The organism is Croceibacter atlanticus HTCC2559 (genome assembly GCF_000196315.1).
In the GTDB taxonomy this organism is placed as follows: domain Bacteria; phylum Bacteroidota; class Bacteroidia; order Flavobacteriales; family Flavobacteriaceae; genus Croceibacter; species Croceibacter atlanticus.
The window spans coordinates 2,223,083-2,247,644 of sequence record NC_014230.1 but is presented as its reverse complement, the minus strand read 5'-3'; the positions used below and the strand labels follow the sequence as shown (position 1 = coordinate 2,247,644).

Here is a 24,562-nt window from a genome sequence, read left to right as displayed (position 1 = left end):
ATTTTTAATAATGGGATGCAAAACCACAACAGAAGAAGTTGCTAACTTTTCATCTGTAGATATTGAAGTTATATATACTAACGAAGACCTAAGTATTAGAGGTTTAGAGATTATAGCTGAAGATACATTAGCCTTAGCGTATAACACCGGTTTTGGAGTATTAAAACGACAAGGCAATAAGTTTGATGATAGCCAGATGTTCTTTAATTTTCCATCACCAAAACAAGATTCTGTCTTCTCAACTTTAGCGTTTAGAAGTGTTGCTGTAAACGATGCGCTTTATGCATTATCAATTGGTAATCCTGGAACGTTAATTTCTTTACCTTATAAAAATAAAGACGCCACAATATCTATAGTATATACCGAAGAAGGTGAATCTGTATTTTATGATTCTCTTGCATTTTGGGATTCTATGGATGGTATTGCTATGGGAGATCCTACAAATGGTTGTCTTTCTATACTTATCACTAGAGATGGTGGCTTAACTTGGAATAAAATTGCTTGTGAAGATTTACCGCAATCTTTTGATGGTGAAGCTGCTTTTGCTGCAAGTGACACAAATATTAAAGTGATAGGAGACAAGGCTTGGATAATTTCTGGTGGTAAAGCTAGTAGAGTTTTTTATACTGAAGATAGAGGATATACCTGGTCTGTAGCAACTACTCCTTTAATACAAGGAAAGGAAACTACTGGTGGTTACTCTATAGATTTTTATGATGAAACCAACGGATTTATTGTTGGTGGAGATTATACACAACCTGATAACAACTCTCAAAACAAAGCTGTTACTATAGATGGTGGCAAAAGTTGGTCTTTAGTTGCTAACAACTCTGGTATTGGTTATAAAAGCTGTGTACAATACGTACCAGAAGGACAAGGTAAAGCATTGGTTGCTGTAGGCTTTACAGGGATTAGCTTTACTAGTGATGCAGGAAAAGAATGGACAACACTAAGTGATGAAAGTTTTTACTCTATAAGGTTTTTAAACCCTACAACTGCATATGCAACTGGTAAAGGTAGAGTAGCTAAACTAACCTTTAATTAAGGTTGCTCCTTACGTTTTTCCTCTTCTTCTTTGTGACGCCTTTCTCTATACTCTTTTAGCAAACGACGTCTAAAGTCATCTTCTGCTTTAAAAAGTTTAATTGTTTTCTTTTTTGAAATTACAGGCGCTAGGTTTTTAACCAAGTTTCTGCGTTCTTTTACCTTATTTTCTTCTATGCTTATAAAAGTTTCTACAAGTTGAGCAGATTTACTTTCTGAAAGCTCATCACTACAATTGCGAAGTTCGTCTTTAACCTCTTTGTGCTCTCTTACATACAGATCATGTAATCTTTCACTATATGCGTTGTAAATAGGCCAAAATTTTTGAGCTTCTTTACTAGTTAACTCAAGTTGCTCTGTAAGGTAAGCGGTTTTAAGAGCTTCGATACGTTCTTTACTATCTGGTTGCGCCATAGCTGCAACAGATATAAAAAGGATAAATAGGGTGATATATGTTTTCATATTATTCAGAATAAAATGATTGATCGTCTATATTGTTTTCTAAATATTCTAAAATGGCATCATCATCTACATCAAAACTAGCTGTAAGTTCTGTGTTTTCATATAATGATGTAATATCAGATAAGCTAATGTCTAAATAGCCTTCTTCTAAAGCATCTTCAATACTTGTAATTTCAATAGTATCAAACGTTAATGTGTTTGTTTTTTGTATGTTAACTACCATCATACAAACAATTAATACAGCTGCAATTGCAGATAGGTACCAATAGTTTAAGCGAATGGTAGGTGTGTTAGATGTAGAAGTTTCTTCAGCATCTTTCTGAATATTAAGCTTAGCAAAAACGCTATCTTCTACAGTATTAAAATAACCGTCTGGAATAGTAAAACCATTAGGCGTACTCTCTTTAAGTTCATTTTCAGAACTTAGTTTAGAGAACATACGGTCTTCAAATCCATCAAAATAATTAGCTGGAGTTTTAAAACCTGAAGCGTTATGTGATTTATTATTCGTTTTCATTATTAATTTGACTCTTATATACTTAAAAGGTTTAATTTGTTTTTAAGTACTCTTCAATTTTTTTTGAAGCCAAGTGATAACTAGCCTTTAAAGACCCTTCACTTGTTTCTGTAATTTCTGAGATATCAGCATACTTTAATTCCTGAAAATATCTCATATTAAAGACTAGGCGTTGTTTTTCTGGTAATGTAGCTATAGCTTCTTGTAATTTTTTAGCAATCTCATCGCCTTCAAAATAAACATCGCTTTCTAAATTTTCAATAAGACTTGTTTGTAGCTCCTCATCTGTTATAGATTTTCTTTTAGCCTGTTTGCTTAAAAATGTAAGAGCTTCATTAGTTGCAATTCTATACATCCACGTGTATAACTTACTGTCTCCTTTAAATTTATCTATATATCTGTAAATCTTGATAAATGTATTTTGAAGCACATCATCTGCATCGTCATGAGACTTAACGATATTACGAATATGCCAATATAACCGTTCTTTATAATCGGCCATAAGCTTCCTAAAGGCTGTCTCTCTTGTGGCCTTGTCTTTAAGCTGAGTTATAAAAAGTGATTGATGATCTTCCAAGTACTTAAGATATCTTACTAATGGTTAGACGGTTATTTACAGAAAAGGTTTAATCTCCTTAAAAAAATATTATTCAACTAGTTCTACATCACTAATTGTAGCTTTCACTTTGCAGTTTTCTGCTTTAAATTTAAATTCTTGATCGCCTTTATAATGTGAAATTGCATAGATATTACAAGAGTCTAAATTTGTATTACTTTCAGAAAAGATAACATCTCCGTTTAGTAATGCCGCTGAAATATCTGAAGTATCTAACTGTACTCTAGCCATTTCTGCTATAGCCTCGCTAGTAAATATGCGATCTTTAAGCTTTATGTTTTTTAAAACTCTTGACTCTGGGCCATAGTCACAGGAAGCACGTTTGCCTCCCAAGAAAAACATGAGGATAATTATGCCTACAACAAAACCACCTAAATAGTAGCTCACACGATGTATAAGTTTCACAATAGAAAATTAAATGTTAGGGTGCAAATTTAGAAGTTATATCTCACAAACCGTAAGGTTTGGCAGCAGATTAAAATATAAGTAGGTTAATGTCTCTATAATTTAGATCAAACCACTCTGCAACAGACCTGTTAGTAAGTACGCCATGATAAAAATAAATGCCATTTCTTAAGCCTTTATCAAACCTCACAGTATCTTCTAATCCACCTTCTTCGGCAATGTGCAACAGGTATGGTGTAAAGATGTTACTAATAGAAACAGAAGCTGTACGGGAATATCTTGATGGTATATTAGGTACACCATAATGAATAACACCGTGTTTTACATGAATAGGTTCATCATGAGAAGTTATTTCGCTAGTTTCTACACAACCACCCATATCTATACTAACATCAATAATAACTGATCCAGCTTTCATTTGCTCCACCATTGTTTGAGTCACTAATACAGGAGCTCTATTATTACCTCTTACTGCTCCAATTACAACATCGGCTCGCTTTAAAGCTTTCATTAAATACTTTGGTTGTAGGGTAGAGGTATGTAGTGGCCTACCAATATTGGTTTGTATACATCTTAATTTTGTGATAGAATTATCGAACACCTTAACATTGGCTCCCAAACCAACGGCAGATCGTGCTGCAAACTCACCGACAGTTCCTGCTCCTATAATGACCACTTCGGTTGGAGGTACTCCACTAATATTACCAAACATAAGTCCTGTACCAGGTTTTTGACCACTCATTATTTGAGAGGCAATTAAAATAGACGCTGTTCCTGCTATTTCACTTAACGCTCTTACTGCTGGATATGTACCATCTTCATCTCTTATAAACTCAAATGCCAATGCTGTAATACGTTTTTCAGCTAGCTTTTGAAAATAAGATTTATCTTGGGTTTTTAGTTGAAGTGCAGAAATAAGAACCGAAGCTGGATTCATCATATCTATTTCTTCGTGAGTAGGTGGCTCTACCTTAAGAATCATAGGACAAGAAAATACTTTTTGCGTATCCTGTGTAATCTTAGCACCAGCCTCACTATAATCTTTATCTGTAAAACGTGCACCTTCACCAGCACCAGACTCCATCATTACTCTATGCCCGTGAGCTGTTATAGCTGCAACAGCATCAGGAGTAAGACATATTCGCTTTTCTTGATAGGAGTTTTCTTTCGGGATACCTATAAAAAGTTCGCCTTTTTGCTTCTTAACTTCTAGCTTTTCTTCTTGGGGCAATAATTCTGCTTTAGAAAATGGTGTACTAGGTTTACTCATGAGTCTTGGTTAGTGCTTACTTAGTAAAGTTAGAAAAATTACTGTAATGTAAGTTGCCTAGTATCAGAATTGATTGCTAATAATTTAATGGTGTGTACTTGATCTTCCAAAAATGGCGTGGCAATGTCTGGCCATTCTATAAAAACATAGGCGTTATCTGTAAGATAGTCTTCAAAACCAATATCATATAATTCATCTTCATCTTCAATTCTATACAAATCAAAATGATATACTTTATCAGTTAATCCTTGATATTCATTTACTAAAGAAAATGTTGGACTTCCTGTAATATCATTTACACCTAAACAACTTGCTAAGGCTTTTATTAAAGTAGTTTTTCCAGATCCCATTTCTGCTTCAAATAAAATAGTTTTATACTTAAACATTTCTATAAGTTGTGCTGCAATGTCATCTATTTCTGAAAGCTTATAAGTAAGTGTCATCTCTTTAAAATATGCTGCAAATATAGAGATATCTTATATGTGTTTTTAAATCCTTTTCCTACAAATGATTTATACATTAGTAATGCCTCCTTGTAAACTTTGGTATCTTTGTATTATAAATTATGAATATGTCTATTAACGAGAAAGCGCTTTCTGAATACGCTTGCTTTTTTCAAGATTTGCTTACATCACAAGGTATGACGGTGATAAATGCAACTATGCTTGGCGTTTTATTAAACTGTCTGGTTTTTGGAACAGCAGTCTATATGCTAGATCGCTTTTTAAGATGGGCAATTGTTGAAGGTTTTAGAGCATTTACCATTAAAAGTAAAAATACTTTTGATGATCATATGTTGCAGACCAACTTTCCAAGGTATGTAGCACATATTATTCCTGTAACGTTAATAAAATTAGCGTTACCATATTTGGTTTACGATTTTCCAGAAACGCTAGGTTTCTTTACAACCATAATTAACATATACGTTATATTCCTTGCGGTACGCTTGTTAAGAAGTATTTTAAGAAGTACTAAATACTATTTAAGAACTAAAGAAGAGTATGCAGACAAACCTATAGAGAGCTATGTTCAAGTATTAATGATCATACTCTGGGCAATAGGAATTATATTAGTATTGTCTCAATTATTCGGTACTTCTATCAAAGAGTTTGCATTATCTCTTGGTGCAGTATCTGCAGTAATACTTTTAATATTTAAAGATACCATCCTAGGATTTGTGGCAAGTATACAAATTTCTGTTAATGACATTGTTAGGATTGGAGATTGGATAACCTTTAGCAAATATGGAGCAGACGGTTATGTTACAGAAATAAACCTTGCTACTGTACGCGTTCAAAATTTTGATAACACATATACTACCATTCCTACATACAGTCTTATTAGTGATTCTTTTCAGAATTGGAGAGGAATGCAGGAATCAAAAGGGCGTCGTATAAAACGTAGTATTTTTATTAAACAAAGTTCTATTCGATTTCTTAATGATGAAGATATTGAGCGTTTAAAGAAAATTCAGCTTATATCACCTTATTTAGAGCATAGACAAAAAGAAGTGATGCGTTTTAACAGAACACATCAAATAGATAAGTCTCACATTGTAAACGGTCGAAATCAAACTAACTTAGGAGTGTTTAGAAATTATGCAACTGCATATCTAAATGAAAATGAATTAATTAACCAAAATCTATTTTTAATGGTAAGGCACTTGGCACCTACAGAACATGGTATACCATTAGAGATATTTTGCTACACACACCATAAACAATGGGAGAAATACGAGCTTATTATGGCAGATATTTTTGACCATCTTATTGCAGCCATAGAGTATTTTGATTTAGAAATCTTCGAGTTGCCATCTGGAAAAGATGTACAACGTGCGCTAAGAAATGATTAACAAGTTGTTGGCAGAAGTTTGAGTGACTTACAAGTATATTTGTGTTACTTACAACTAACCAATGACAAAACAACATCTCTACAACGCAATCAAAATTTTTGGTTGTATCGTTATCGTATTAACGCTTTTCAGGTTTGTCTCACTAGATTTTTGGTGGGTAAGAATATTCGATTTTCCACACGTACAACTTACCTGTATTACAGCGACAGCTTTAGCGTTATACTTTATAAAATTTGATTACAAATGGTTAAACGACTATATTATTATAGGCGGTATTATAGCTTGTTTTATCTTTCAGATCTCTAAAATTTATCCTTACACACCGTTGTCTTCTACAGAAATTGGAAATGTAACTGAAGACGAGCAGCACGACAGTTTAAAAATTTATGTGGCCAATGTTCTTCAAAAAAATAAAGAGCCTCGTTTTTTAATAGATGAGATTAAAACAGCAAATGCAGATGTTATTATTCTTACTGAAACAGATAAAATTTGGCAGAAAAATATTGCTCCTATTGTTAATGCGAGATATCCATATCAAGTAGAAGTACCACAAGACAATACTTATGGCATGCTACTTTATTCAAGAAAAGAACTTGTTAACCCTAAAGTGATGTTTATGGTAGATGATGGTATACCATCCATACACACCAAAGTAAAGCTAAACAACACACAGTTAGTGCAATTGTATGCTATACATCCTACGCCACCAATGCCGCAACACAATCCAACATCTTCAGATAGAGATAAGGAGATGATGCTTACAGCACAATTAGCTTCTAAATCTGAATTGCCAGTTATAGTAACAGGAGATTTTAATGATGTGGCGTGGTCACAAACTACAACATTATTTCAGCGTATAAGTGGTTTGTTGGATATGCGAAAGGGAAGAGGATTTTTTAATACATTTAATGCAAATAATCCTTTAATGCGCTGGCCTTTAGATCATATGTTTGTTTCTGAGCATTTTAGAGTTATAGAAATAGGCTTAGGAAATGATATAAACTCCGATCATTTTCCATTTTATGCCTCACTATCTTTTGAACCAGAAAAGGCAGCCGAACAAAAAATGCCTCCACCAACTAAAGATGAGTTGAGTAGGATGCAAGAGCAGATTAAAGGAAAGCCAGGCTTTGAGATGATAGATGAAATAACGAACTAAATAAAAGATTCACTTTAAATTATGTTACTATTACAAGCAACTACTACTAATAATGAATTAACAATAGTAGAGTCTACAGTAAACTTTTACAATGCGTTTATTGCACAACTTCCAGCAATAGGGTTAGGCTTGCTCATCATAATTTTAGGTGTAATCATAGGGACTTGGATAGGTAACTTCTCACGTAGGCGTATTTCTGCACGTACACAAGATCCTTTAATGAGTAAGTTTTTAGGAAAAGCTATACGGTTTCTCTTTATAGTTATTGCTATAATGATAGGATTACGTGCAGCAGGTTTGGGTGGTATTGCTACTGGTATATTAACTGCTGCAGGTGCAAGTGCCGTAGTGTTAGGTTTTGCCTTTAAGGATATAGGTGAAAATTTTATAGCAGGTATAATTCTTACGTTTAACAGACCATTTGATGTAAATGATACTGTAGCCATAGGCGATAATTTCGGAAAAGTAAAAGAGTTAGAGTTTCGGTATACAAAACTTAAAACCTTCGACGGTAAAGATGTGTATATTCCTAATAGTGACGTTCTTACAGAACCTGTAACCAATTATACAGAAGACGGATTTTTTAGATGGGATTTCATAATAGGAATAGCCTATGAAGATAATATTGAAGGAGCTAAAAAAGTAGTATTAGAGGCTTTGAGAAAAGAACCCAATGTTGTTGAAGATGAAGAACATGTAAATTTTGTGATAGAAGATGAACTTGCAACTAGTACAGTAAACTTAAAGGTGTTCTTTTGGGTAGACACCTATGATTTTAGGCGTATGGCACTTATTACCAAGGGAAATGTGGTAAGAAATGTAAAAGAAGCACTCGAAGAACACGGTTTCTATATGCCAGCAGATATTCAGGAAATTAAACTTTACGGTGGCGAAAAAGAATTTCCTGTTCGTATAGCACAACAGCTAAAAGAACCTAAAGACTAATTATTTAGCCATTCGGTCTTTTTGATATTCTATTTGAGTCTTACCGTGTGGTTTTGGTTTTCCATCTTCACCTAATGCTACCATTATAATAGTATCTATAGTAATAATTGTATCGTAGGTCATTTTATTACGCACTTCACATTTAAGTGTTAGGCTAGTGGTACCGTACTTAATTGGTTCTAAACCTATTTCAATAATATCTCCTTTTCTGGCAGAGCTCGCAAAATTAATCTCACTCATATATTTTGTTACTGTTTTAGGGTTTTCTAGTTGAATAATAGCATAAAGTGCTGCTTCTTCATCTATCCACTCTAATAGGCGACCTCCAAATAAAGTGCCGTTTGGGTTAAGGTCTTCTGGTTTTATCCATTTTCGGGTGTGAAAATTCATAGTTTATATTTTAAGTTAACATTGTTGGAACACTAAGCTGTGTTCCTAATTTTTTATTTGCTTGGTTAATAACATAAGCTGCTAATAACGGATGATCTTCATTTATCTTTTGATGTATAAACAAGTATATATTTTGTAAACCTTGCTTTTGCCAAGTTTCAAATTTATACATCCATTGGTCTAATCTTACTTTATCTTGTTCAGTATTAACGCTATTAAATCTAATAAACGCTGTATTTGTAGTTAAACGCATAGAAAGTACATCTCTTCGTCCTGGAGAATCTGTCATTATAAGCGTTACTTTAAAAGCTTCAAGAATATCACACAATGCTGTGAATACTTTAGGGTCTTCAAACCAACCTTTATGCCTAAACTCAATTGCAATTGGAATATCCTCTGGAAATTTCTGCAAGAATGGCTCTAGTCGATCTATACTTTTAGGAGCAAAATTATGTGGCATCTGTAAAAAGCACATTCCGAGTTTTTCTTCCAATTGAATAACACTTGCTAAAAACTGATCAAGATAGGGTTGGGCATCTTCAGATAAGCGTTTAAAGTGACTTATATTCTGAACTAATTTCGGAAAGAACTTAAACCCTTTTGTTGTCTTCTCTTTCCAAAGTTTAAATTGTTCTGGCGGAAAAATTCTATAAAACGAAGCATTTAATTCTATAGCATTAAACTGTGTGCTATAATAGGGTAACTCATCTTTTGTTCCTTTCGGATAAAAATCCTTAAGCTCTGTCTTACTCCATTTAGCACAGCCAATATAAAGGTTAATTTTTCCGTTAACTGTACAATTATTAAAAACACGTTTGGTCTCAAAATGATCTGGAGGTAAGGTGAAATCTACCAATTCCGGATTGTCTACTTTTCCAAACTTCATTTTAAATGAGATTACTTTTATATTCTTTATTAGTTATTACAAAGGTAGTTGTAAACGCTTAGAAAAAGCGATTAAACAAACAGCTAAACTCTATATAACTATAAGTGTTTAGGATTATAAAAGCTTTAAAATAAATTGAAAATGTAGTAGCTTAATTAAGCTTTGCCGGTTTGTAGCTGTAAGCGTTTTTCACGTTTTAAATAAAACAATAATAGGAGAGAAATACCACCACAAATTGAAAAGCCTACAAATAGAGGTAGTGCAGTACCACTAATATAACGACCAATAAATATACTAATTGGCACAGCCATAATGGTTGAAATAAATCCTGTGATAGCAGAAGCAATTCCTGCAATATGTCCTACAGAATCCATTGCCACAGCACGAAGGTTACCAAAAAGAAATCCGATGGCAAAAAACTGACACGCAAAAAAGCCTAACAATACCCAAACACTAGGATTAGGACTGTTATAAAATACACATACATATATAACAGACACTACAAAAAAGGCTAGGAGTGAGGTACTTATAAGTTTCTCCATACCATACTTAATAACCAATGAACTGTTTAATAAAATAGCACTTCCTATTGAAGCTGCCAATCCAGCAAAAATAAAAGGAAACTCATCTTTTAACTGGTATTGTATTTCAAAAATTTGTTGGGAGCTACTTAAGTAAACCATAAAAGAACCTGTGACAAACCCTGAGATTACGGTAAAAATAATAGTGCGTTTATGTTTTATGAGTTCTTTAAAACCTTCAGTAAATACTGTTGTCGATACCTTTTTTTTATGCTCCGCAGCTAAAGTTTCTGGTTGGCGTCTCCAAAACCAAAGGCATACTAAAATGCTTATTAACACCTGTACATAAAAGATACCTTGCCAATTGTAGGCATCTAATATAAATTTACCCAACGCAGGTGCGATAATAGGAACAAGAATAAAGACTACGGTAACAAAAGACATGATGCGCGCCATATAATCTCCAGAATACATATCCCTTATAATGGCAATACTAATTGTACGTGGAGCAGAAAGCCCGACGCCTTGTAATATTCTACCAATAATCATAACCTCTAAGCTATTAGCAAGAACACAAATCACACTTCCTATAAAGAAAATACCAAACCCCATATAAACAACAGGCTTTCTTCCTAAACTATCGGATAGCGGACCAAAGATTAACGGACCAACACCAAGACCTAAAAAGATCATGATGATAAGCAATTGGTTATTTACTATATCTGTAACACCAATTGCAGCACCTATAACATCCAGAGCAGGTAATAAAGCATCAATAGTTAAGGCTACTACAGACATTAAAGATGCCATTAGAGCCACAAATTCTAACTGAGATTGTGCTTTTTGATTTTGCATCCTGCAAAAATACTCTATGTTTTGCTCTCAAAATTTGTAATTTACTTAAGGTCTTCTTAAATTATGTAGGTTTAAAATTAACCTATGTTTGTGGTATTAGTTTTGATATATATTATGTAAAATAAGAACGTATGAAATGGTTAGTATATATAGTAATAGCATTAAGCATAGTAGGTTGTGGCACTGCTAAAGAACCTACAATTGAAGAACAAGAAGCTTATAATACTCTTAAGTCTTTTATAGCTGAAAAAGATTTTACAATACTTTCAGATTATGCAAGACCACAAGCGTCAAGCGGATTAAACAGTTTACAGAATTCAAATATTCTTGGGAACGGAAATTCTGTGGCAGGAATTAGTTTACAGGGAAATCCTAATTATTTAAAAGTAACAAACGATACCATTTCTGCGCATTTACCATTTTATGGAGAACGACGAATAGGAAGCGGATTTGGATCAAACGGTGCTATAGATTTTAATGCACAGCCAAATAATTATAAGGTGATTGAAAATGATAAAAAACGTGCTGTTGAAATCTCATTTGATATAAAGGGAAACTCTGAGTTATATACCATAAACCTAACTGTATTTTCAAATAAACGAACCACATTATTAGTTACAAGTTCACAACGTACTAATATAGAATACACAGGTAAGGCAAAGCGAACTGTGAATGAATCTTTAGAATAGAGGAAACAATTTTAAATACATCTTAAACACAAAATATTCTATTTTACATAATATAAATTATAGTACAAATCAATATATAAGAATATTAAGTAATATCGTCTAATTAGGATTTAATAAGCTTATTAGAATATTTAGCTTTAATAAGCATATATACACCATATGCTATTAAGCCAATTGAAATGCTTATAAATACCACATCTCCAAAGTTACCTTTCAAGAACTGAAACGCTTGTTCTTTATTTACAACGTTACCTTTACCATATGTTAACATACTTTTAAAGATTAGGTATACCGTAATTGCAATGACAATACCACGTGTAGTAAGTCCTAATTGACCTGAATTTACCAATAGTTGTTGTCTTTTACTATCCAAATCAAACTCTTGTATCTTTTCTTTGTACTTACCAGAATACACTTGATAAAGTTGATACATAGCTTTAGCTAGCAGTCCTATTCCTATTAAAACAAGTGCAATTTGACCTATTGTACTGTCTAATAGTGTTTGGAATGATCCGCCATTAGATGAATTTACATTTAATAGTATTTTAATTGCTGTATAAGACAAATACCCATAAAACAATGCACTAAAGAAAAATCCGATTTTCTTGGTTATGGTTTTAAAATTATTTGAGTTGTTTTCTTTGTCTATAAACGTTTGATAAAGTCTCCAGAACACATAACCTGTTAATCCTATTGCAATTATGGCTAATATAATTTGGCCATAAACTTGTTTGGCTAAGTATTTAAATGCTCCTAAACTTCCAGTTTCTTTTCCGCCTAAGCCTAAGGTTGTCATAGCACTAAGACCACCTATTAGAAGGTATATAATTCCTTTAGTAGCAATTCCAAATTTCGCAAAATACTCTCTTTTGTTTGTCATGTAATAAGATTAATCAAAAATGAAAGTACGCTAAAGAAAACCTTCTCTATATACATATAACACAGGTTTAACATTCGTTTGAAAAATTAAATTAACACCAATATTACTAGTCATAAATATGTACTATTTAAATGTAGAAGCTGGTAATTGCGTTTAGATATTTCAATTGATTTGTATAACGGTAATTGTAAGTTATCAACTCTACTTCAGACTATAGGTTTACTTTCAATTCTTACCCAATTTAACTAACTTGCATATAAACTTATCTTATGAAAACTCTTACTTGGACTTTACTATTACTAATTGTTGTTTCAGGATGTTCTTCTTCTAAAATAATACCTACGCAATGGGCTTCCAGTGACTTTAATGCAGAGCAAATTAATACCTTGTTAGTTTATGCCAATACAGAAGACAAAGCTTTACAGGTAGATTTTGAGAATATGGTAGCTACAGCATTAACCAACAAAGGCGTTACCATGTATAAAATGCATGATGAATTTCCAGATATAGAATACAAAGAAAATCCGTCTCAAGAAGAGATTAAAGAATTTGTGGCAGACTGTAAAGCAAAAGGTATTTACAATGTTTTACTGGCTTCTCAAAAAGCTGTTAAAGTTGATACTGTAAGAAAACATACGCTACATAATTATATGAATTCTTTACAGCCTTTAAAATTAGGATATACAGGTTCAGAAAATCTTGAGTATGATAAAAAGGAATTAACATCTTATACTATTGAAGCTGCCGTATATGATATAGCAAAGACTGCTGAAGATAAGCCAATTGCCACCACTACTCTAGTGGCTAAAAATCCAAAATCTAAGGATAAAGTAAAAGAACAATTCTTAGAAGCTATCATTGCGCTTTTTGAAAGTAACTAATCAAGTTAAAGGGTTATATACTTAAGTAGTTTTAGAGGTTTTTAAAGTGTTGCGTATATGCTCACCATCCCAATGGTTATCATAATCTACAACACCGCGCTTAAAGTCTTGTTCTAATAGCTTTTCTTGTTCTTCTAGTTCTTTTCGAGCTTTAAAAATGTAGTCTTCTTCTCGTTTAGGCTCTTTTGCTAATCGCCTCAAACTAGTTTCATCGTATTTAATAAAATTTTGCACTTGTCTACTAAGCGTATACTTTCTGAATCCTAACTTGTTTAAAACATCACTCGCCAATGCTAAAGATGTATCTAAAGTTTCGCGGTAAATATTTTCGTGACCTAGGTTTAACAATTCATAAGCATCATATCTGTTTTTAGTACGAATCATAAGTTCAACATGAGGATACTTCTCTTTAATTATTGAACTTATAGCTTTGGAAACGCCAATTTTATTTGTGGCACAAATAACAATTTTAGCTTCAGCAATACCTGCAGACTCTAACAGATCTAAGCGTGTAGCATCTCCATAATACACTTCAAACCCCATTTTTCTTAAGAAATCTACTCTATTAGAATCTTGATCTAAAATGGTTGCTTCAACACCATGAGACCGTAAAAACCTTCCAATTGTACTTCCAAAATGACCAAATCCAACTAATATAATTTTTTGAGATTTTGCAATATGATCCATTGGTCGTTTAATAGATTCTTTGGTGCCAAATCTCGGTAGTAGTAAGCGCTCATTTAAAAGACCAATAATTGGTGTTAAAGACATAGATAATGCCGTTATAACTAGCATAATATCTATTTGTTCTTGGTTTAAAATATGTAACTGAAATGCAAAAGATAAGAGTACAAATGCAAACTCACCTACTTGAGCTAAACTAAAGGTAAGCAGTAATTTTTGATCTAGTTTTAATTTAAAAACTTGTGCTGTAATAAATAATACTGCAGCCTTAAGTACTATGATGGCCAACAAAATACCGCCTATAGTAAACGGACTTTTAGCTATAACAATAAAGTTTATTGAAGCACCAACAGCCATAAAAAACAACCCTAAAAGTAAATTTTTAAAGGGTTCTAGAGTGCTCTCTAATTCGTGTTTAAACTCACTATTAGACAATACAACGCCACCTAAAAAGGCTCCCAATGCAGGACTTAACCCCACAAACTCCATTAAGAATGATATGCCGAAAACAATTAAAAAGGCAGCAGCAATTAGCATTTCACGAACACCAGTTTTTGCAACTTTGCGCAACATTGGTGCTATTAAATAACGGCCTGCCAACACTATTAAAACTACAGACACTATAATTGCTAAGGTTTGAAAACCAATAGGTAAGCTTTCAATTAAACTAGCAGTATTACTATGATCATTTGTTGTAGGCTCTGAAGATGCATTAGAAAGTAATGGTAATGCTCCTAACATGAAAATTACTATAATATCCTGAAACAATAGTATAGAAAAAGAAGACGAGCCAAAAGTAGTCTCCATAAGTCCTTTTTCCTTGATGGTCTGTAAGGCAATTGCGGTAGATGATAGTGCAACTGCCATTGCAATTACTAAGGAAACTTGCCAAGTATAACCCATCACATAGAAAAATGCGTAGGTAAATATCATGGTAAGCCCTACTTGTATACCACCCATACCAAGTATAGATTTTCGCATTTTCCAGAAATTTTTTGGTTCAATTTCCAGGCCTATTAAGAATAGCATTACCACTACTCCAAATTCTGCGAAGTGTAAGATATCGTCACCTTCTTCTCCTATAAAACCTAACACATAAGGTCCTATTAACACACCAGCTAACAAATACCCCAAAACAGAGCTTAACCCTAACCGTTTAACAATTGAAACGCAGATTATTGCACCTGCCAAAAATACAATAGCTTGAAATAGTAAACTTCCTGTCATGTTACTGTATTTTTTAACTGTGGCAAATCATTTAAAAAAGGACAATCCTTAAATGCTCCTAAATGAAATTCATCTTGCAGAAGGTCTAATAACTTATCATAATCTTCGCAATTCTTTTGCAAAGCTTCATCAGATAATGTGTGTGTTCCCATAACTGCAAATGGTGGTAAATAAGTCATACCACAGAGGTTTGCAGTTTGCTCAAACGGTCTTAAAAATTGCTCAACAGTAAAGCTGTTATATCCTTGAGAACAATATACGTCTTTAGAGCCACCAGTTGTTATTGCATTTAAACAGGTTTTACCCAATAAGGCATTACCATTTGGACCATAAGCCCAATCAAATTCCAAAACCATATCTATCCACTGTTTCATAAGTGGCGGACAGCTATACCAATAAAACGGATGATGCCAAATAATAACATCATGAGCGCTTATTAGTTCCTGTTCAAAAGCTACGTTAATATGAAAATTGGGATAATGTTCATACAAATCATGAACATATACGTTTTCCTTATCTTTAATTTGATTAATTAGTGCCGAGTTGGCTCTAGACTTCTCAAATTTAGGATGTGCAAACAGGATTAGTATTTTTTTCATCTTACGAATTTAATCGAAATTTATGAGTATGCTTTACATTCTATAAAGCATATTGAGCATTATAGACTTTCTAATATTGCTTCTGTTTGTGTTATGAGCTCTTCAACTTTACGAGCGTCGTATGCATCTGGATGTGCCGTGTTAAACTCACCTTTAGTATCTCCTTGATCATTATCAAAATACTGCCCAGATTTATCTTTATAAAATTCTTCTGTAGCTAACTCAACTAATATCTTCTGCCCTTTTTCTGCCGAAGACCAATGTTGACCATATGCTTCTTTTACCATTTTTGTATTTAGTAAAGAACCAGGATTTACTGCAATAGTTGTAATTTTAGGATATTCTTGAGCTAACTTAAAACTCCACATTGTAAGAGCTAATTTACTTTGAGCATAGCTGGCACTTTCTGCTATTTGCTCATTTCCCTTTAAAACAGGTATAGCAACAGTAGCTTGAGCTGCAGAGCTTAAATTAATAATTCTCGGAGCTTCTGAAGCTTCAATCTTAGAGATTATGGCGTTGGTTAATACATAAGGAGCAATATAATTTACTGCTATTCTCCTGTCTAAACTATTAGCACTCTTAGCAGTTTTTGATTTAAAAACACCAGCGTTATTTATGAGAACATCTAATGTTGAAATGGTTTCATTTATACGTTTAGCCATTGCTTTAACATCTTCTATTTTAGAAAAGTCTGCTACAAACCCATTAATATTTGAGTTGCCTGAGGCTTCTTTTAATTCTGAAATTACTTCTTTTAATTTCGCTTTATTTCTTCCGTGTACATAAATGTTATGTTGCTGTTTGGCTAACTTTAAGGCTGTTAACTTCCCGATGCCATCTGTACTTCCAGTTATTACTATTGTTTTACTCATAATTGTGTAATGATGATTATTGAAACTCTGGTAATACCTCTTTAATGATCTGTTCTAAAGTGGTGTTAATTGCCATGGTATTAAATCTTAAATTTAACGCTAAATGATTAACTCCTATATTTCTCAACTTGTCTAAATAATCTGTTAGATAGTTTATCCCCAATCTAAACCCTAATTGTATTGGTTGTGGTTTAAAATTAGGATCTTTTTGTAAATCCAAATACATAGGTTGCATAAAAGGTTTATCGAAATTGTGATAGCTGCTAACCAAATCTCTATAGGATTTAATTGTAAGTTGTTGTTGATATAAATCTCTCGGATAATTCATCCAGCCATCTGCATGTTCTGCATTCCACTCTAGCGTTTGTCTACTGCTACCTGTCATTAACAACGGTATTTTATGAGCATTTGCTTTTGGTAACATATCTATATTACCTTGTAAGTTTCCATAACCTTTTGTGTTAATTGTCGGAAAGTTATCCTGAAGCTGTCTTATATATTGAAAAGATTCTTTAAACAGTTCTCCCCTATTTTCATAAGAAATTCCCATTGCTGGATATTCATCATATCTATCTCCAGATGCCACACCTAATAGCAATCTACCATTAGACAATTCATCTATAGTTGAAGCAGATTTTGCAACGTGCAGAGGATGATGAAGCGGTAATGCAATGCTTGAGACACCAAGTGCAATTTTAGAAGTTTGACCTGCTAAAAAGCCTAAATATGTAAACGGATCATAAGTTTGGCCTGCATCTCCAAAACTAGGAACATTAAAAGGTATATCTCTAATCCATAATGCTTTAAAACCTAACTCTTCAATGTATTTTACACGTTTTAAATGCTCTTGCATTGTAGGTACTGCAGATTGAGCATAGTTTTCAATAGGTACGACAACGCCTACTGTTAACTCATTTGGTTTAAATACTGAGTTATATGCATTATTTATAGATTCAAATTGTGTCATAGTGTTGTTAGAAAAATGTGCTTCCTACTGCGGAAGCACATCATTATAATCTTAAAAGTTGATGGGTTTAATTATTCTCTACAACAACTTTCCCAATAGCTTTCCCGCTTTGTAAATGTGCATAGGCTTGACCAACGTTTTCTAATGAAAATGTTTGTGCATCTAGTATTGGAGTTAATTTTCCAGAATTACTTATTTCTGCCAAAGTTTTTAAAGTTTCTCCATGTTTCTCTCTTTTAAAATCGTGTAACATTGGTATTAACATAAATACTACGTGTAAGGCTGCACCTTTAAAATGCAAAGGTGTTAAGTCTAATTCACATAATGAGACTGTAGTAGCAATTTGTCCATTTAGAGCAACTGCTTCTATAGAGTTATTTAAATTTGCGCCACCTACGGTATCAAAAACTACATCAAAACCCGTATTGTTGGTATATTTCGAAGTATAACTTTCTACACTTTCTGTTTTATAATCTATAAATGTCGCTCCAAATTGCTCCACAATAGCTTGTTGATCTTTACCAGTTCCTGTTGCATAAACATCTGCGCCAAAGTAATTAGCTAATTGCACTGCTAAATGACCAACACCACCAGAACCACCCTGAACTAATACTTTTTGCCCATCTTTTACACCAGCACGAGTTAAACCCTCATAGGCTGTAATCCCTACTAATGGTAAGGCAGCTGTTTCACGCATAGTTAAGCCTTTTGGTTTATGTGCTATAAGTTTACTATCTGCAACAATATATTCTGTTAGAGTTCCAGGTAAATCTGCTAGACCACCAGCACAACCATATACTTCATCTCCTATGTTAAAGCCTTCAACACCTTCTCCAACAGCTTCTATTGTTCCAGAAAAATCCATTCCTAATAATGCAGGTGTTGCTGGAGATAATGGTAAGTCTGTTCCCATATTGCGTATCATCGTATCTATTGTATTTACACTTGATGCTGCTATTTTTACTAATACGTGATTTGTTTTTACTTCGGGTTTTTGAATGTCTGAAACTTCAAACTTTGCCTGTTCCCCATATTCCTTAATTAACATTGCTTTCATCTCTATCTTTATTTTTATTGATTAATATTTAATTTACTTCTTGTATATCTATTACCATTTGCTCCCAATTCTTTTGATTATCGTGATTAAATTGAGCACCATTATCATTTGCGTATTGAAAACGCTTAACCGCTGGAGTTTTACTAGTTGCCTGAAATAATTGGTATGCTTCTTCTTTTAAAGCTTCTTGTATAGGTAAATCTATTGAGGCATAAATGGCTCGTTTGCTAGCAGTAATAGATTCTGCTGGAAATTTTGAAATGCGTTGTGCTAACGTAGCTACATAATCATCTATTTCATCTGGATTTAAAGCTTTGTTTATAGTCCCGAACTTTTCAGCTTCATCTGCGTCCCAATCTCTTGCACCTAAGATAATTTCTAAAGCTTTGCCTAAACCAGTTTGTCTAGCCATACGAGAAGCGCCACCACCACAAGGTAAAATGCCCATTCCTACTTCCATTTGCATAAACTTTGCTTTTCCTCTAGCTGCAAAGCGCATATCTAATGCCAATCCCATTTCATGACCACCACCACGTGCAAACCCTTCTATTTTAGCGATAGTTGCCTGTGGTAATTTGCTTAATCGCTCTAAAACTACTTGCAGATCTAATAATTGTACGTCTTGTCTAGATACTGCTTCTATTGACATGTCTTTTAAAAGATCTGTATCATAATGGCACACCCAATAATTAGGGTTAGAAGATTCAAAAATGACCACTTTTACAGATCTGTCTCTTTCTAGACGTAAGCAAAGACTGCTTAAGTCTGCTAACATCTCTTGACCTTGAACATTTACAGGACCAAAATTGATATCTACGGTTAAAATGCCACCGTTTTGTTTTGCCGAAAAGGTTTGAAAATTTTTATACTCCATTGTTTTTTATTTAGTTGATTAGCGCTTTGTTTTAATTACAGTACAAATTTACTGTACGCATCCTGCTATAATTTGGTAAAAAACAATGTGTTATAGGTAAAAAATAAGGGTTATGTATCGTACTATGAAAGGTTTGCCTTAAAAGCACCAATGGTTTAACCTTTATAACTTAAGAATGTCTTATTTAGGTGACTAGAATCTGTAAAACCCAACTCTGTAGCAATTTCGGAGAATTGTAAATCTGTATATTTTAGCCGAGTTTCTACAAGTTTAAGCTTGTAATTTATAATGTATTTTTTCAGTGAGACATCTGTATGCTTTTTAAAGTATTCACTAATATAGTTTCCTGCCATATGAAACTCTTCAGCTAAGTGTTTCGTGGTAAGTAGTTCTGAATTATAAATATTTGAATGAATGTAGTTTATAATCTTTTGAATTTTAGAAGATTCTGTAACTTTTGAGGATTCAGAATTTAAAAACTGAATATTTCTCGCTATCAAATGTAAAATGACAGATAATGAATTCTGAATAATGAAGATATCATAGAACTGTTTCTTATGATATTCTGTAGTAACCATATTAATTAAAGACGTTAAATGCAGTTTATCTGAAGCATTTTCAAACTTCATCTCTCTTAATTGATGACTCTCACTATTTAAAATCTCTTCTATTTTTCTAAACCAATCATTAACAGGTAGGACTGCAGGTTGAGAATTAGTGTTTCTAAAAAAGCTTTTTAAAAATTTTATGGTTACTGTACTTGTTGCCGTTTTAGCGTTAACTATATAAATATCATCCGGGACAAATACAAAAATGCTATTAGGTGTATAAGTTACCGTTTTACCATTTATTTTAATAATGCCTGTACCCTTTTCAAAATAGAGAATCTCAAAAAAACGAATGGTTGTATATTTACAAAACTCAAAGAATGTTTGATCCTTATATTCCTGAATAACAATATTTTCTATAATTGTACGCGGCATAATAATTAAAGCTAAATATTATTTTGAAGTTATATTAAAACTGCCATTACTACGAATATAAATTGTAGTCTCTTCTAAAGCTTCTACTCTATGTACTGAATCTTTAGCTGCTCCAAAATAGCTACCTGATTGTAATGTAGAGCGTTTAGCATTTTTAGTAATACTATGAGTTAGGTTACCATTAATAATTACAGCTCTAAAATTTGGACTTAGGTTTTTAATACTTCCCTGAAAGCCTTTAGGTAATTTGATTAGTGATGCTCTTAATTGTTCGTTTTCATGAGTTCCCCATAAAAAAGCAGTTTGTACACCACTATCATTTTTAATCCACGTGATATCCTTAGCATTTAGCCAAACCAAGTTAGACTTGTCAATATTAACAGGACGTTCTCCATTATCAAAAGCTTCTGATGTTGGTTTTACCAAATAAGGGCCTTCTTGGATTTCTATATATGCCAAGTTAACTTTGCCAGAAGCTGCTGTAATATGTGCTTCGCCTGCAGGTTGTACCCAGAAGGAACCCTTTGGCAACCACATTTCTTCTGCCTTTTCATCATCATTATGAAGTAAACCAGAAATGACCATACCACGATACGTCACATTATGAATATGCGCAGGAGACGAAAATCCTTTTTTAAACTTTACAAGAAATCCTGAAGCATTCGTGCTAGTACGATCACCCCAAAGTTTACCGGCAGCAGGACTTTTGTCGCCACGTAGCGGGTTTAGCCAACCCCATTCAACTTGGTTTGCTGTAACTACTTCATTTATTGATGTTGTACTATCTGTAGTAGGTGTTTGTGCGTTAGCTAAAATTCCTATTAATAAAGCGATTGTAAATGCAGTGTAATTTTTCATGTGTTCGTCGTTTTAAAATTCTTCTAAGACTATTTTTCCCTTTGCTTTCCCTGTTTCTAAGAACGCGTGTGCTTTGCGAAGATTTTCTGCGTTTATTCGCCCAAAATGTTCTCCTACGGTTGTTTTAATAATATTGTTATCTATTAAATCTGATACCTTGTTTAATATATGGTGTTGCTCTATCATATCTTCTGTTTGAAACATAGAACGTGTAAACATAAATTCAAAATGAGTTGATACGGCTTTAGACTTAAAAGGCATAACGTCTAATGATTTAGGATCGTCAATAAACCCGAATTTACCTTGAGGCTTTATTAATTTAACTATCTCATCTATATGATGTTCTGTGCCATTTAAGCTTACTACATAATCTGGAGCAGGAAGATTGTGCTTTTCTAATTCCTCACTTAATTTATGTTTATGATTTAAGACGGTATGAACGCCTAAATCTTGTAACCAAGACGTTGTTTCTTCTCGAGATGCAGTACCAATGATGTTTAGCTTAGTGAGCTGTTTAGCTAACTGAACCATAATAGATCCTACGCCACCAGCAGCACCAATAATTAAAATAGATTTACTATCGTCATCTTTTGAGACTTGTAGCCTGTCAAATAAAAGCTCCCAAGCGGTAAGTGTTGTTAATGGCAATGCGGCAGCTTCTGCATAACTTAAATTGCTTGGTTTGTTACCAACTATACGTTCATCGACGAGTTGGTATTCTGCATTGCTACCTTGTCGTGTAAAATCTCCAGCATACCATACCTTATCTCCTACTTTAAAAAGACTAACATCTTCTCCAACTTCCTTTACTATTCCGGTAGCATCCCAACCTATAACTTTCCACTTGTCTCCTTCTGCTTTCATTCCAGAGCGCACTTTATAGTCAACAGGATTAACAGATATTGCCTTAACTTCAACAAGTATATCTCTTCCTTGTGCTTTTGGTGTTTCTAATTCTATGTCCTGAAGAGAATTTTCATTTTCTATATCTAAATTCTCTTTATAACCTATTGCTTTCATTGGTAATATTTTATGCGTTGCTATATTGTACTATAAAAAGTATAGCTACAAAAGTAAATGTAGTCTTGCAATCTCACAATAACGGTCAAACATGATAGTACCCTAAATTTAACAAGTTAAGTTCTTATATATTTAATCATCAGTAATTTAAATATTATAATTTTAACTATAAAAAGTATAGTTGTATACATTAGTTTAGTGTTGTAATTTTGAAATCTTATTTAAGATATTTATGGAGGTTGAACACAAAAAAAGATTAATAACTTACAACGACAAGAGCTTTTCTTGTACTACTAGTATTGCTATGGAGTTTATTGGCGGTAAATGGAAAAGCGTTATTTTAATATATCTTACTAGTGGCAAGAAGCGTTATAACGAACTTTATAAGCTTATATCTACAATTACAGAGCGCACACTAAGTTTACAGTTAAAACAACTAGAGAAAGATGGCTTAATTACTAGGCGTGTTTATACAAAAAAACCACCCTTAAAAGTTGAATACGCTCTAACTCCATTTGGGGAAACATTATCTCCTGTTTTACACGCTATTGCAGAATGGGGACAAGTAGTGGCTAAAGAAAAAGGTGAGATTATTGAATAATCTGAACAGCCAATACGATTCAATTTAAACTACCTTTACTAACTAAATTTACTCCTATTTATAGTGCAACAAATTAAAGCATACTTAGATCAAATTGCATCGATATCTGCTGCAGATTGGGCATTTTTTACCTCAAAACTTCAACGGCGTGTTATTCCGAAGAAAGATGTGTTCTTAAAATTGAATGAAATAGAAAATACCATATCGTTTATTGAAACAGGTGTAGTAAGATTATTTATCCCTAAAGAAGATCCAGACAAAGAAATTACTTTTGGCTTTACGTTTAAGAATCAGTTTGTTAGCGCTTATGATTCTTTTATAACTAGGCAACCTTCTGCCTACCAATTACAAGCACTTACAGAAACAACTTTGCTAAGTATTTCCTATAACGATTTACAAGCTGTTTATAAGACAACACAAATAGGTAATTTAATAGGACGGCTAACTGCAGAGCGTTTGTTTTTGGTAAAATCTAAACGTGAACAAAATTTATTAAACCTTTCAGCAGAAGAACGCTATATAAAACTCTTTAAGGAACGTCCAGAACTATTAAAAGTAATTCCATTAAAATACATTAGTTCTTACATAGGCGTGACAGCACAAGCCTTAAGTAGGATAAGGAAACGGCTTTAAATTTTAATTTAATTGATTTAGGTTCATTGTTTGGCATATAACGTGCAATTACTTTTGTATAAAAAAGTTATGGCTGTTATTCTGTTTGTCTTAGTACTTTGGTATGGAGGCTTATTTTTTCAATCGTTTTTTCTTCATAGGTATGCTGCACACCAAGTGTTTACAATGTCTAAGACAATGGAACGTATTACATTTATACTTACATGGATTTTTCAAGGCGCAAGTTATTTAAGTGCTTACGGATATGGAATAATGCACAGAATGCATCACGCATATACAGATACTGAAGAAGATCCGCACTCACCATCACATGATGCTAACATATTTGCTATGATGTGGAAAACAAAAACCATTTATCAAGATATAAACAAACAGCGCATTACTGTAGAACCTCGTTTTACTAAAAACATACCACAATGGTCTAGTTTTGATATGTTTGCAAGCTCAAGAATTTCTAGGTTATTATGGATAACTGGCTACATTTTATTCTTTGCATTCTTTGCAACTGCTTGGTGGCAATGGTTATTACTACCTATTACATTTTTAATGGCTCCTATTCATGGTGTTATCATAAACTGGTTTGGTCATATTTATGGTTATGTAAATTTTGCTATGAAAAATACGAGCAAGAACTTATTTAGATTCGATTTTTTAATGATGGGCGAAGGCTATCATAACAATCATCACAAATATGCAAGTCGTGCAAATTTTGGTGTAAAATGGTATGAGATAGATGTTACATACCTTGTAATAAGACTACTAGATGCTTTAAGAATTATACACCTTAAACCTATACCTATTAAGAAATAAGG

28 protein-coding genes are annotated in these 24,562 nt (G+C 33.2%); 9 read left to right on the top strand and 19 right to left on the bottom strand.

The features are described 5' to 3' along the window. Window positions 1-10 precede the first annotated feature (10 nt). Window positions 11-1,045 (top strand): oxidoreductase, encoded by a 1,035-nt coding sequence (locus CA2559_RS10190; protein ID WP_013187803.1) that lies wholly within the window; start codon window positions 11-13, stop codon window positions 1,043-1,045. On the opposite strand, the gene CA2559_RS10185 is transcribed toward CA2559_RS10190, so the two are convergent. The 6 genes from CA2559_RS10185 to tsaE form a co-directional block, all read right to left on the bottom strand. Next, on the bottom strand, window positions 1,042-1,506 hold the full coding sequence (locus tag CA2559_RS10185; RefSeq protein ID WP_013187802.1) for a hypothetical protein: 465 nt from the start codon (window positions 1,504-1,506) through the stop codon (window positions 1,042-1,044). The genes CA2559_RS10190 and CA2559_RS10185 overlap by 4 nt on opposite strands. A 1-nt stretch (window position 1,507) precedes the next feature. Next, window positions 1,508-2,023 carry a hypothetical protein gene (locus CA2559_RS10180; RefSeq protein WP_013187801.1) on the bottom strand — a complete coding sequence of 172 codons (516 nt, stop codon included), beginning with the start codon at window positions 2,021-2,023 and terminating at the stop codon, window positions 1,508-1,510. Between the two features lie 31 nt (window positions 2,024-2,054). Then, window positions 2,055-2,600 (bottom strand): RNA polymerase sigma factor, encoded by a 546-nt coding sequence (locus CA2559_RS10175; protein WP_013187800.1) that lies wholly within the window; start codon window positions 2,598-2,600, stop codon window positions 2,055-2,057. A 69-nt stretch (window positions 2,601-2,669) separates the two neighbouring features. Beyond that, a complete protein-coding gene (locus CA2559_RS10170; protein ID WP_041240988.1) occupies window positions 2,670-3,044 on the bottom strand; it encodes a DUF4258 domain-containing protein in 375 nt (124 codons plus the stop codon). A 70-nt stretch (window positions 3,045-3,114) separates the two neighbouring features. After that, a complete protein-coding gene (locus CA2559_RS10165; protein WP_013187798.1) occupies window positions 3,115-4,314 on the bottom strand; it encodes an alanine dehydrogenase in 1,200 nt (399 codons plus the stop codon). A gap of 38 nt (window positions 4,315-4,352) precedes the next feature. Continuing rightward, window positions 4,353-4,757, bottom strand: a complete 405-nt coding sequence (tsaE, locus tag CA2559_RS10160; RefSeq protein ID WP_013187797.1) for a tRNA (adenosine(37)-N6)-threonylcarbamoyltransferase complex ATPase subunit type 1 TsaE — start codon at window positions 4,755-4,757, stop codon at window positions 4,353-4,355. 122 nt (window positions 4,758-4,879) lie between these two features. Between tsaE and CA2559_RS10155 the strand changes: the two genes are divergently transcribed. From CA2559_RS10155 to CA2559_RS10145, 3 genes are all read left to right on the top strand, one after another. After that, window positions 4,880-6,166, top strand: a complete 1,287-nt coding sequence (locus CA2559_RS10155) for a mechanosensitive ion channel family protein (protein ID WP_013187796.1) — start codon at window positions 4,880-4,882, stop codon at window positions 6,164-6,166. 61 nt (window positions 6,167-6,227) lie between these two features. Next, window positions 6,228-7,325 carry an endonuclease/exonuclease/phosphatase family protein gene (locus CA2559_RS10150; RefSeq protein WP_013187795.1) on the top strand — a complete coding sequence of 366 codons (1,098 nt, stop codon included), beginning with the start codon at window positions 6,228-6,230 and terminating at the stop codon, window positions 7,323-7,325. Between the two features lie 21 nt (window positions 7,326-7,346). Beyond that, complete coding sequence (locus tag CA2559_RS10145) at window positions 7,347-8,270, top strand: mechanosensitive ion channel family protein (protein WP_013187794.1); 924 nt, start codon at window positions 7,347-7,349, stop codon at window positions 8,268-8,270. Here the strand turns inward: CA2559_RS10145 and CA2559_RS10140 are convergent, their stop codons facing one another. From CA2559_RS10140 to CA2559_RS10130, 3 genes are all read right to left on the bottom strand, one after another. After that, on the bottom strand, window positions 8,271-8,660 hold the full coding sequence (locus tag CA2559_RS10140; protein ID WP_013187793.1) for an acyl-CoA thioesterase: 390 nt from the start codon (window positions 8,658-8,660) through the stop codon (window positions 8,271-8,273). A 10-nt stretch (window positions 8,661-8,670) separates the two neighbouring features. After that, complete coding sequence (locus tag CA2559_RS10135) at window positions 8,671-9,546, bottom strand: DUF72 domain-containing protein (RefSeq protein ID WP_013187792.1); 876 nt, start codon at window positions 9,544-9,546, stop codon at window positions 8,671-8,673. Window positions 9,547-9,701: 155 nt separating this feature from the next. Further along, complete coding sequence (locus tag CA2559_RS10130; protein WP_013187791.1) at window positions 9,702-10,922, bottom strand: multidrug effflux MFS transporter; 1,221 nt, start codon at window positions 10,920-10,922, stop codon at window positions 9,702-9,704. Between the two features lie 131 nt (window positions 10,923-11,053). Between CA2559_RS10130 and CA2559_RS10125 the strand changes: the two genes are divergently transcribed. Beyond that, the gene (locus CA2559_RS10125; protein ID WP_013187790.1) at window positions 11,054-11,611 is read left to right on the top strand and encodes a DUF4251 domain-containing protein; all 558 of its coding nucleotides are present in this window, start codon (window positions 11,054-11,056) and stop codon (window positions 11,609-11,611) included. A gap of 103 nt (window positions 11,612-11,714) precedes the next feature. On the opposite strand, the gene CA2559_RS10120 is transcribed toward CA2559_RS10125, so the two are convergent. Continuing rightward, window positions 11,715-12,491 (bottom strand): DUF1206 domain-containing protein, encoded by a 777-nt coding sequence (locus CA2559_RS10120; protein ID WP_013187789.1) that lies wholly within the window; start codon window positions 12,489-12,491, stop codon window positions 11,715-11,717. Window positions 12,492-12,760: 269 nt separating this feature from the next. Between CA2559_RS10120 and CA2559_RS10115 the strand changes: the two genes are divergently transcribed. Continuing rightward, entirely contained in the window at window positions 12,761-13,372 is a 612-nt protein-coding gene (locus tag CA2559_RS10115; RefSeq protein ID WP_013187788.1) for a hypothetical protein, read from the top strand. 21 nt (window positions 13,373-13,393) lie between these two features. On the opposite strand, the gene CA2559_RS10110 is transcribed toward CA2559_RS10115, so the two are convergent. From CA2559_RS10110 to CA2559_RS10070, 9 genes are all read right to left on the bottom strand, one after another. After that, window positions 13,394-15,283, bottom strand: coding sequence for a monovalent cation:proton antiporter-2 (CPA2) family protein (locus tag CA2559_RS10110; RefSeq protein ID WP_013187787.1), 1,890 nt, complete (start codon window positions 15,281-15,283; stop codon window positions 13,394-13,396). Next, a complete protein-coding gene (gene kefF, locus CA2559_RS10105) occupies window positions 15,280-15,882 on the bottom strand; it encodes a glutathione-regulated potassium-efflux system oxidoreductase KefF (RefSeq protein ID WP_013187786.1) in 603 nt (200 codons plus the stop codon). Before kefF ends, CA2559_RS10110 begins: the two co-directional genes overlap by 4 nt. 59 nt (window positions 15,883-15,941) lie before the next feature. Further along, window positions 15,942-16,757 (bottom strand): SDR family NAD(P)-dependent oxidoreductase, encoded by an 816-nt coding sequence (locus CA2559_RS10100; protein ID WP_013187785.1) that lies wholly within the window; start codon window positions 16,755-16,757, stop codon window positions 15,942-15,944. 16 nt (window positions 16,758-16,773) lie between these two features. After that, window positions 16,774-17,724 carry an LLM class oxidoreductase gene (locus CA2559_RS10095; RefSeq protein WP_013187784.1) on the bottom strand — a complete coding sequence of 317 codons (951 nt, stop codon included), beginning with the start codon at window positions 17,722-17,724 and terminating at the stop codon, window positions 16,774-16,776. A 67-nt stretch (window positions 17,725-17,791) separates the two neighbouring features. Then, entirely contained in the window at window positions 17,792-18,781 is a 990-nt protein-coding gene (locus CA2559_RS10090; RefSeq protein ID WP_013187783.1) for a zinc-dependent alcohol dehydrogenase family protein, read from the bottom strand. A 28-nt stretch (window positions 18,782-18,809) separates the two neighbouring features. Next, window positions 18,810-19,655 (bottom strand): enoyl-CoA hydratase/isomerase family protein, encoded by an 846-nt coding sequence (locus CA2559_RS10085; protein WP_013187782.1) that lies wholly within the window; start codon window positions 19,653-19,655, stop codon window positions 18,810-18,812. A 155-nt stretch (window positions 19,656-19,810) separates the two neighbouring features. After that, on the bottom strand, window positions 19,811-20,638 hold the full coding sequence (locus tag CA2559_RS10080) for an AraC family transcriptional regulator (RefSeq protein WP_013187781.1): 828 nt from the start codon (window positions 20,636-20,638) through the stop codon (window positions 19,811-19,813). Window positions 20,639-20,656: 18 nt separating this feature from the next. Beyond that, window positions 20,657-21,496, bottom strand: coding sequence for a DUF4437 domain-containing protein (locus CA2559_RS10075; protein WP_013187780.1), 840 nt, complete (start codon window positions 21,494-21,496; stop codon window positions 20,657-20,659). Between the two features lie 12 nt (window positions 21,497-21,508). Beyond that, window positions 21,509-22,516, bottom strand: a complete 1,008-nt coding sequence (locus CA2559_RS10070; RefSeq protein ID WP_013187779.1) for a zinc-binding alcohol dehydrogenase family protein — start codon at window positions 22,514-22,516, stop codon at window positions 21,509-21,511. A 232-nt stretch (window positions 22,517-22,748) separates the two neighbouring features. Between CA2559_RS10070 and CA2559_RS10065 the strand changes: the two genes are divergently transcribed. The 3 genes from CA2559_RS10065 to CA2559_RS10055 all read left to right on the top strand — a co-directional run bounded on the left by CA2559_RS10065 (window position 22,749) and on the right by CA2559_RS10055 (window position 24,560). Then, window positions 22,749-23,117, top strand: coding sequence for a winged helix-turn-helix transcriptional regulator (locus tag CA2559_RS10065; protein WP_013187778.1), 369 nt, complete (start codon window positions 22,749-22,751; stop codon window positions 23,115-23,117). Between the two features lie 63 nt (window positions 23,118-23,180). After that, a complete protein-coding gene (locus CA2559_RS10060) occupies window positions 23,181-23,750 on the top strand; it encodes a Crp/Fnr family transcriptional regulator (RefSeq protein WP_013187777.1) in 570 nt (189 codons plus the stop codon). Window positions 23,751-23,819: 69 nt separating this feature from the next. Further along, on the top strand, window positions 23,820-24,560 hold the full coding sequence (locus CA2559_RS10055) for an acyl-CoA desaturase (RefSeq protein WP_013187776.1): 741 nt from the start codon (window positions 23,820-23,822) through the stop codon (window positions 24,558-24,560). Window positions 24,561-24,562: the final 2 nt, after the last annotated feature.

What these genes read in the sequence shown, in the direction of transcription:
- CA2559_RS10190 (WP_013187803.1), top strand. Translation starts at nt 11, where the DNA reads ATGGGATGCAAAACCACAACAGAAGAAGTTGCTAACTTTTCATCTGTA.
- CA2559_RS10185 (WP_013187802.1), bottom strand. Translation starts at nt 1,506, where the DNA reads ATGAAAACATATATCACCCTATTTATCCTTTTTATATCTGTTGCAGCT.
- CA2559_RS10180 (WP_013187801.1), bottom strand. Translation starts at nt 2,023, where the DNA reads ATGAAAACGAATAATAAATCACATAACGCTTCAGGTTTTAAAACTCCA.
- CA2559_RS10165 (WP_013187798.1), bottom strand. Translation starts at nt 4,314, where the DNA reads ATGAGTAAACCTAGTACACCATTTTCTAAAGCAGAATTATTGCCCCAA.
- tsaE (WP_013187797.1), bottom strand. Translation starts at nt 4,757, where the DNA reads ATGACACTTACTTATAAGCTTTCAGAAATAGATGACATTGCAGCACAA.
- CA2559_RS10155 (WP_013187796.1), top strand. Translation starts at nt 4,880, where the DNA reads ATGAATATGTCTATTAACGAGAAAGCGCTTTCTGAATACGCTTGCTTT.
- CA2559_RS10150 (WP_013187795.1), top strand. Translation starts at nt 6,228, where the DNA reads ATGACAAAACAACATCTCTACAACGCAATCAAAATTTTTGGTTGTATC.
- CA2559_RS10145 (WP_013187794.1), top strand. Translation starts at nt 7,347, where the DNA reads ATGTTACTATTACAAGCAACTACTACTAATAATGAATTAACAATAGTA.
- CA2559_RS10140 (WP_013187793.1), bottom strand. Translation starts at nt 8,660, where the DNA reads ATGAATTTTCACACCCGAAAATGGATAAAACCAGAAGACCTTAACCCA.
- CA2559_RS10135 (WP_013187792.1), bottom strand. Translation starts at nt 9,546, where the DNA reads ATGAAGTTTGGAAAAGTAGACAATCCGGAATTGGTAGATTTCACCTTA.
- CA2559_RS10130 (WP_013187791.1), bottom strand. Translation starts at nt 10,922, where the DNA reads ATGCAAAATCAAAAAGCACAATCTCAGTTAGAATTTGTGGCTCTAATG.
- CA2559_RS10125 (WP_013187790.1), top strand. Translation starts at nt 11,054, where the DNA reads ATGAAATGGTTAGTATATATAGTAATAGCATTAAGCATAGTAGGTTGT.
- CA2559_RS10120 (WP_013187789.1), bottom strand. Translation starts at nt 12,491, where the DNA reads ATGACAAACAAAAGAGAGTATTTTGCGAAATTTGGAATTGCTACTAAA.
- CA2559_RS10115 (WP_013187788.1), top strand. Translation starts at nt 12,761, where the DNA reads ATGAAAACTCTTACTTGGACTTTACTATTACTAATTGTTGTTTCAGGA.
- CA2559_RS10110 (WP_013187787.1), bottom strand. Translation starts at nt 15,283, where the DNA reads ATGACAGGAAGTTTACTATTTCAAGCTATTGTATTTTTGGCAGGTGCA.
- kefF (WP_013187786.1), bottom strand. Translation starts at nt 15,882, where the DNA reads ATGAAAAAAATACTAATCCTGTTTGCACATCCTAAATTTGAGAAGTCT.
- CA2559_RS10100 (WP_013187785.1), bottom strand. Translation starts at nt 16,757, where the DNA reads ATGAGTAAAACAATAGTAATAACTGGAAGTACAGATGGCATCGGGAAG.
- CA2559_RS10095 (WP_013187784.1), bottom strand. Translation starts at nt 17,724, where the DNA reads ATGACACAATTTGAATCTATAAATAATGCATATAACTCAGTATTTAAA.
- CA2559_RS10090 (WP_013187783.1), bottom strand. Translation starts at nt 18,781, where the DNA reads ATGAAAGCAATGTTAATTAAGGAATATGGGGAACAGGCAAAGTTTGAA.
- CA2559_RS10085 (WP_013187782.1), bottom strand. Translation starts at nt 19,655, where the DNA reads ATGGAGTATAAAAATTTTCAAACCTTTTCGGCAAAACAAAACGGTGGC.
- CA2559_RS10080 (WP_013187781.1), bottom strand. Translation starts at nt 20,638, where the DNA reads ATGCCGCGTACAATTATAGAAAATATTGTTATTCAGGAATATAAGGAT.
- CA2559_RS10075 (WP_013187780.1), bottom strand. Translation starts at nt 21,496, where the DNA reads ATGAAAAATTACACTGCATTTACAATCGCTTTATTAATAGGAATTTTA.
- CA2559_RS10070 (WP_013187779.1), bottom strand. Translation starts at nt 22,516, where the DNA reads ATGAAAGCAATAGGTTATAAAGAGAATTTAGATATAGAAAATGAAAAT.
- CA2559_RS10065 (WP_013187778.1), top strand. Translation starts at nt 22,749, where the DNA reads ATGGAGGTTGAACACAAAAAAAGATTAATAACTTACAACGACAAGAGC.
- CA2559_RS10055 (WP_013187776.1), top strand. Translation starts at nt 23,820, where the DNA reads ATGGCTGTTATTCTGTTTGTCTTAGTACTTTGGTATGGAGGCTTATTT.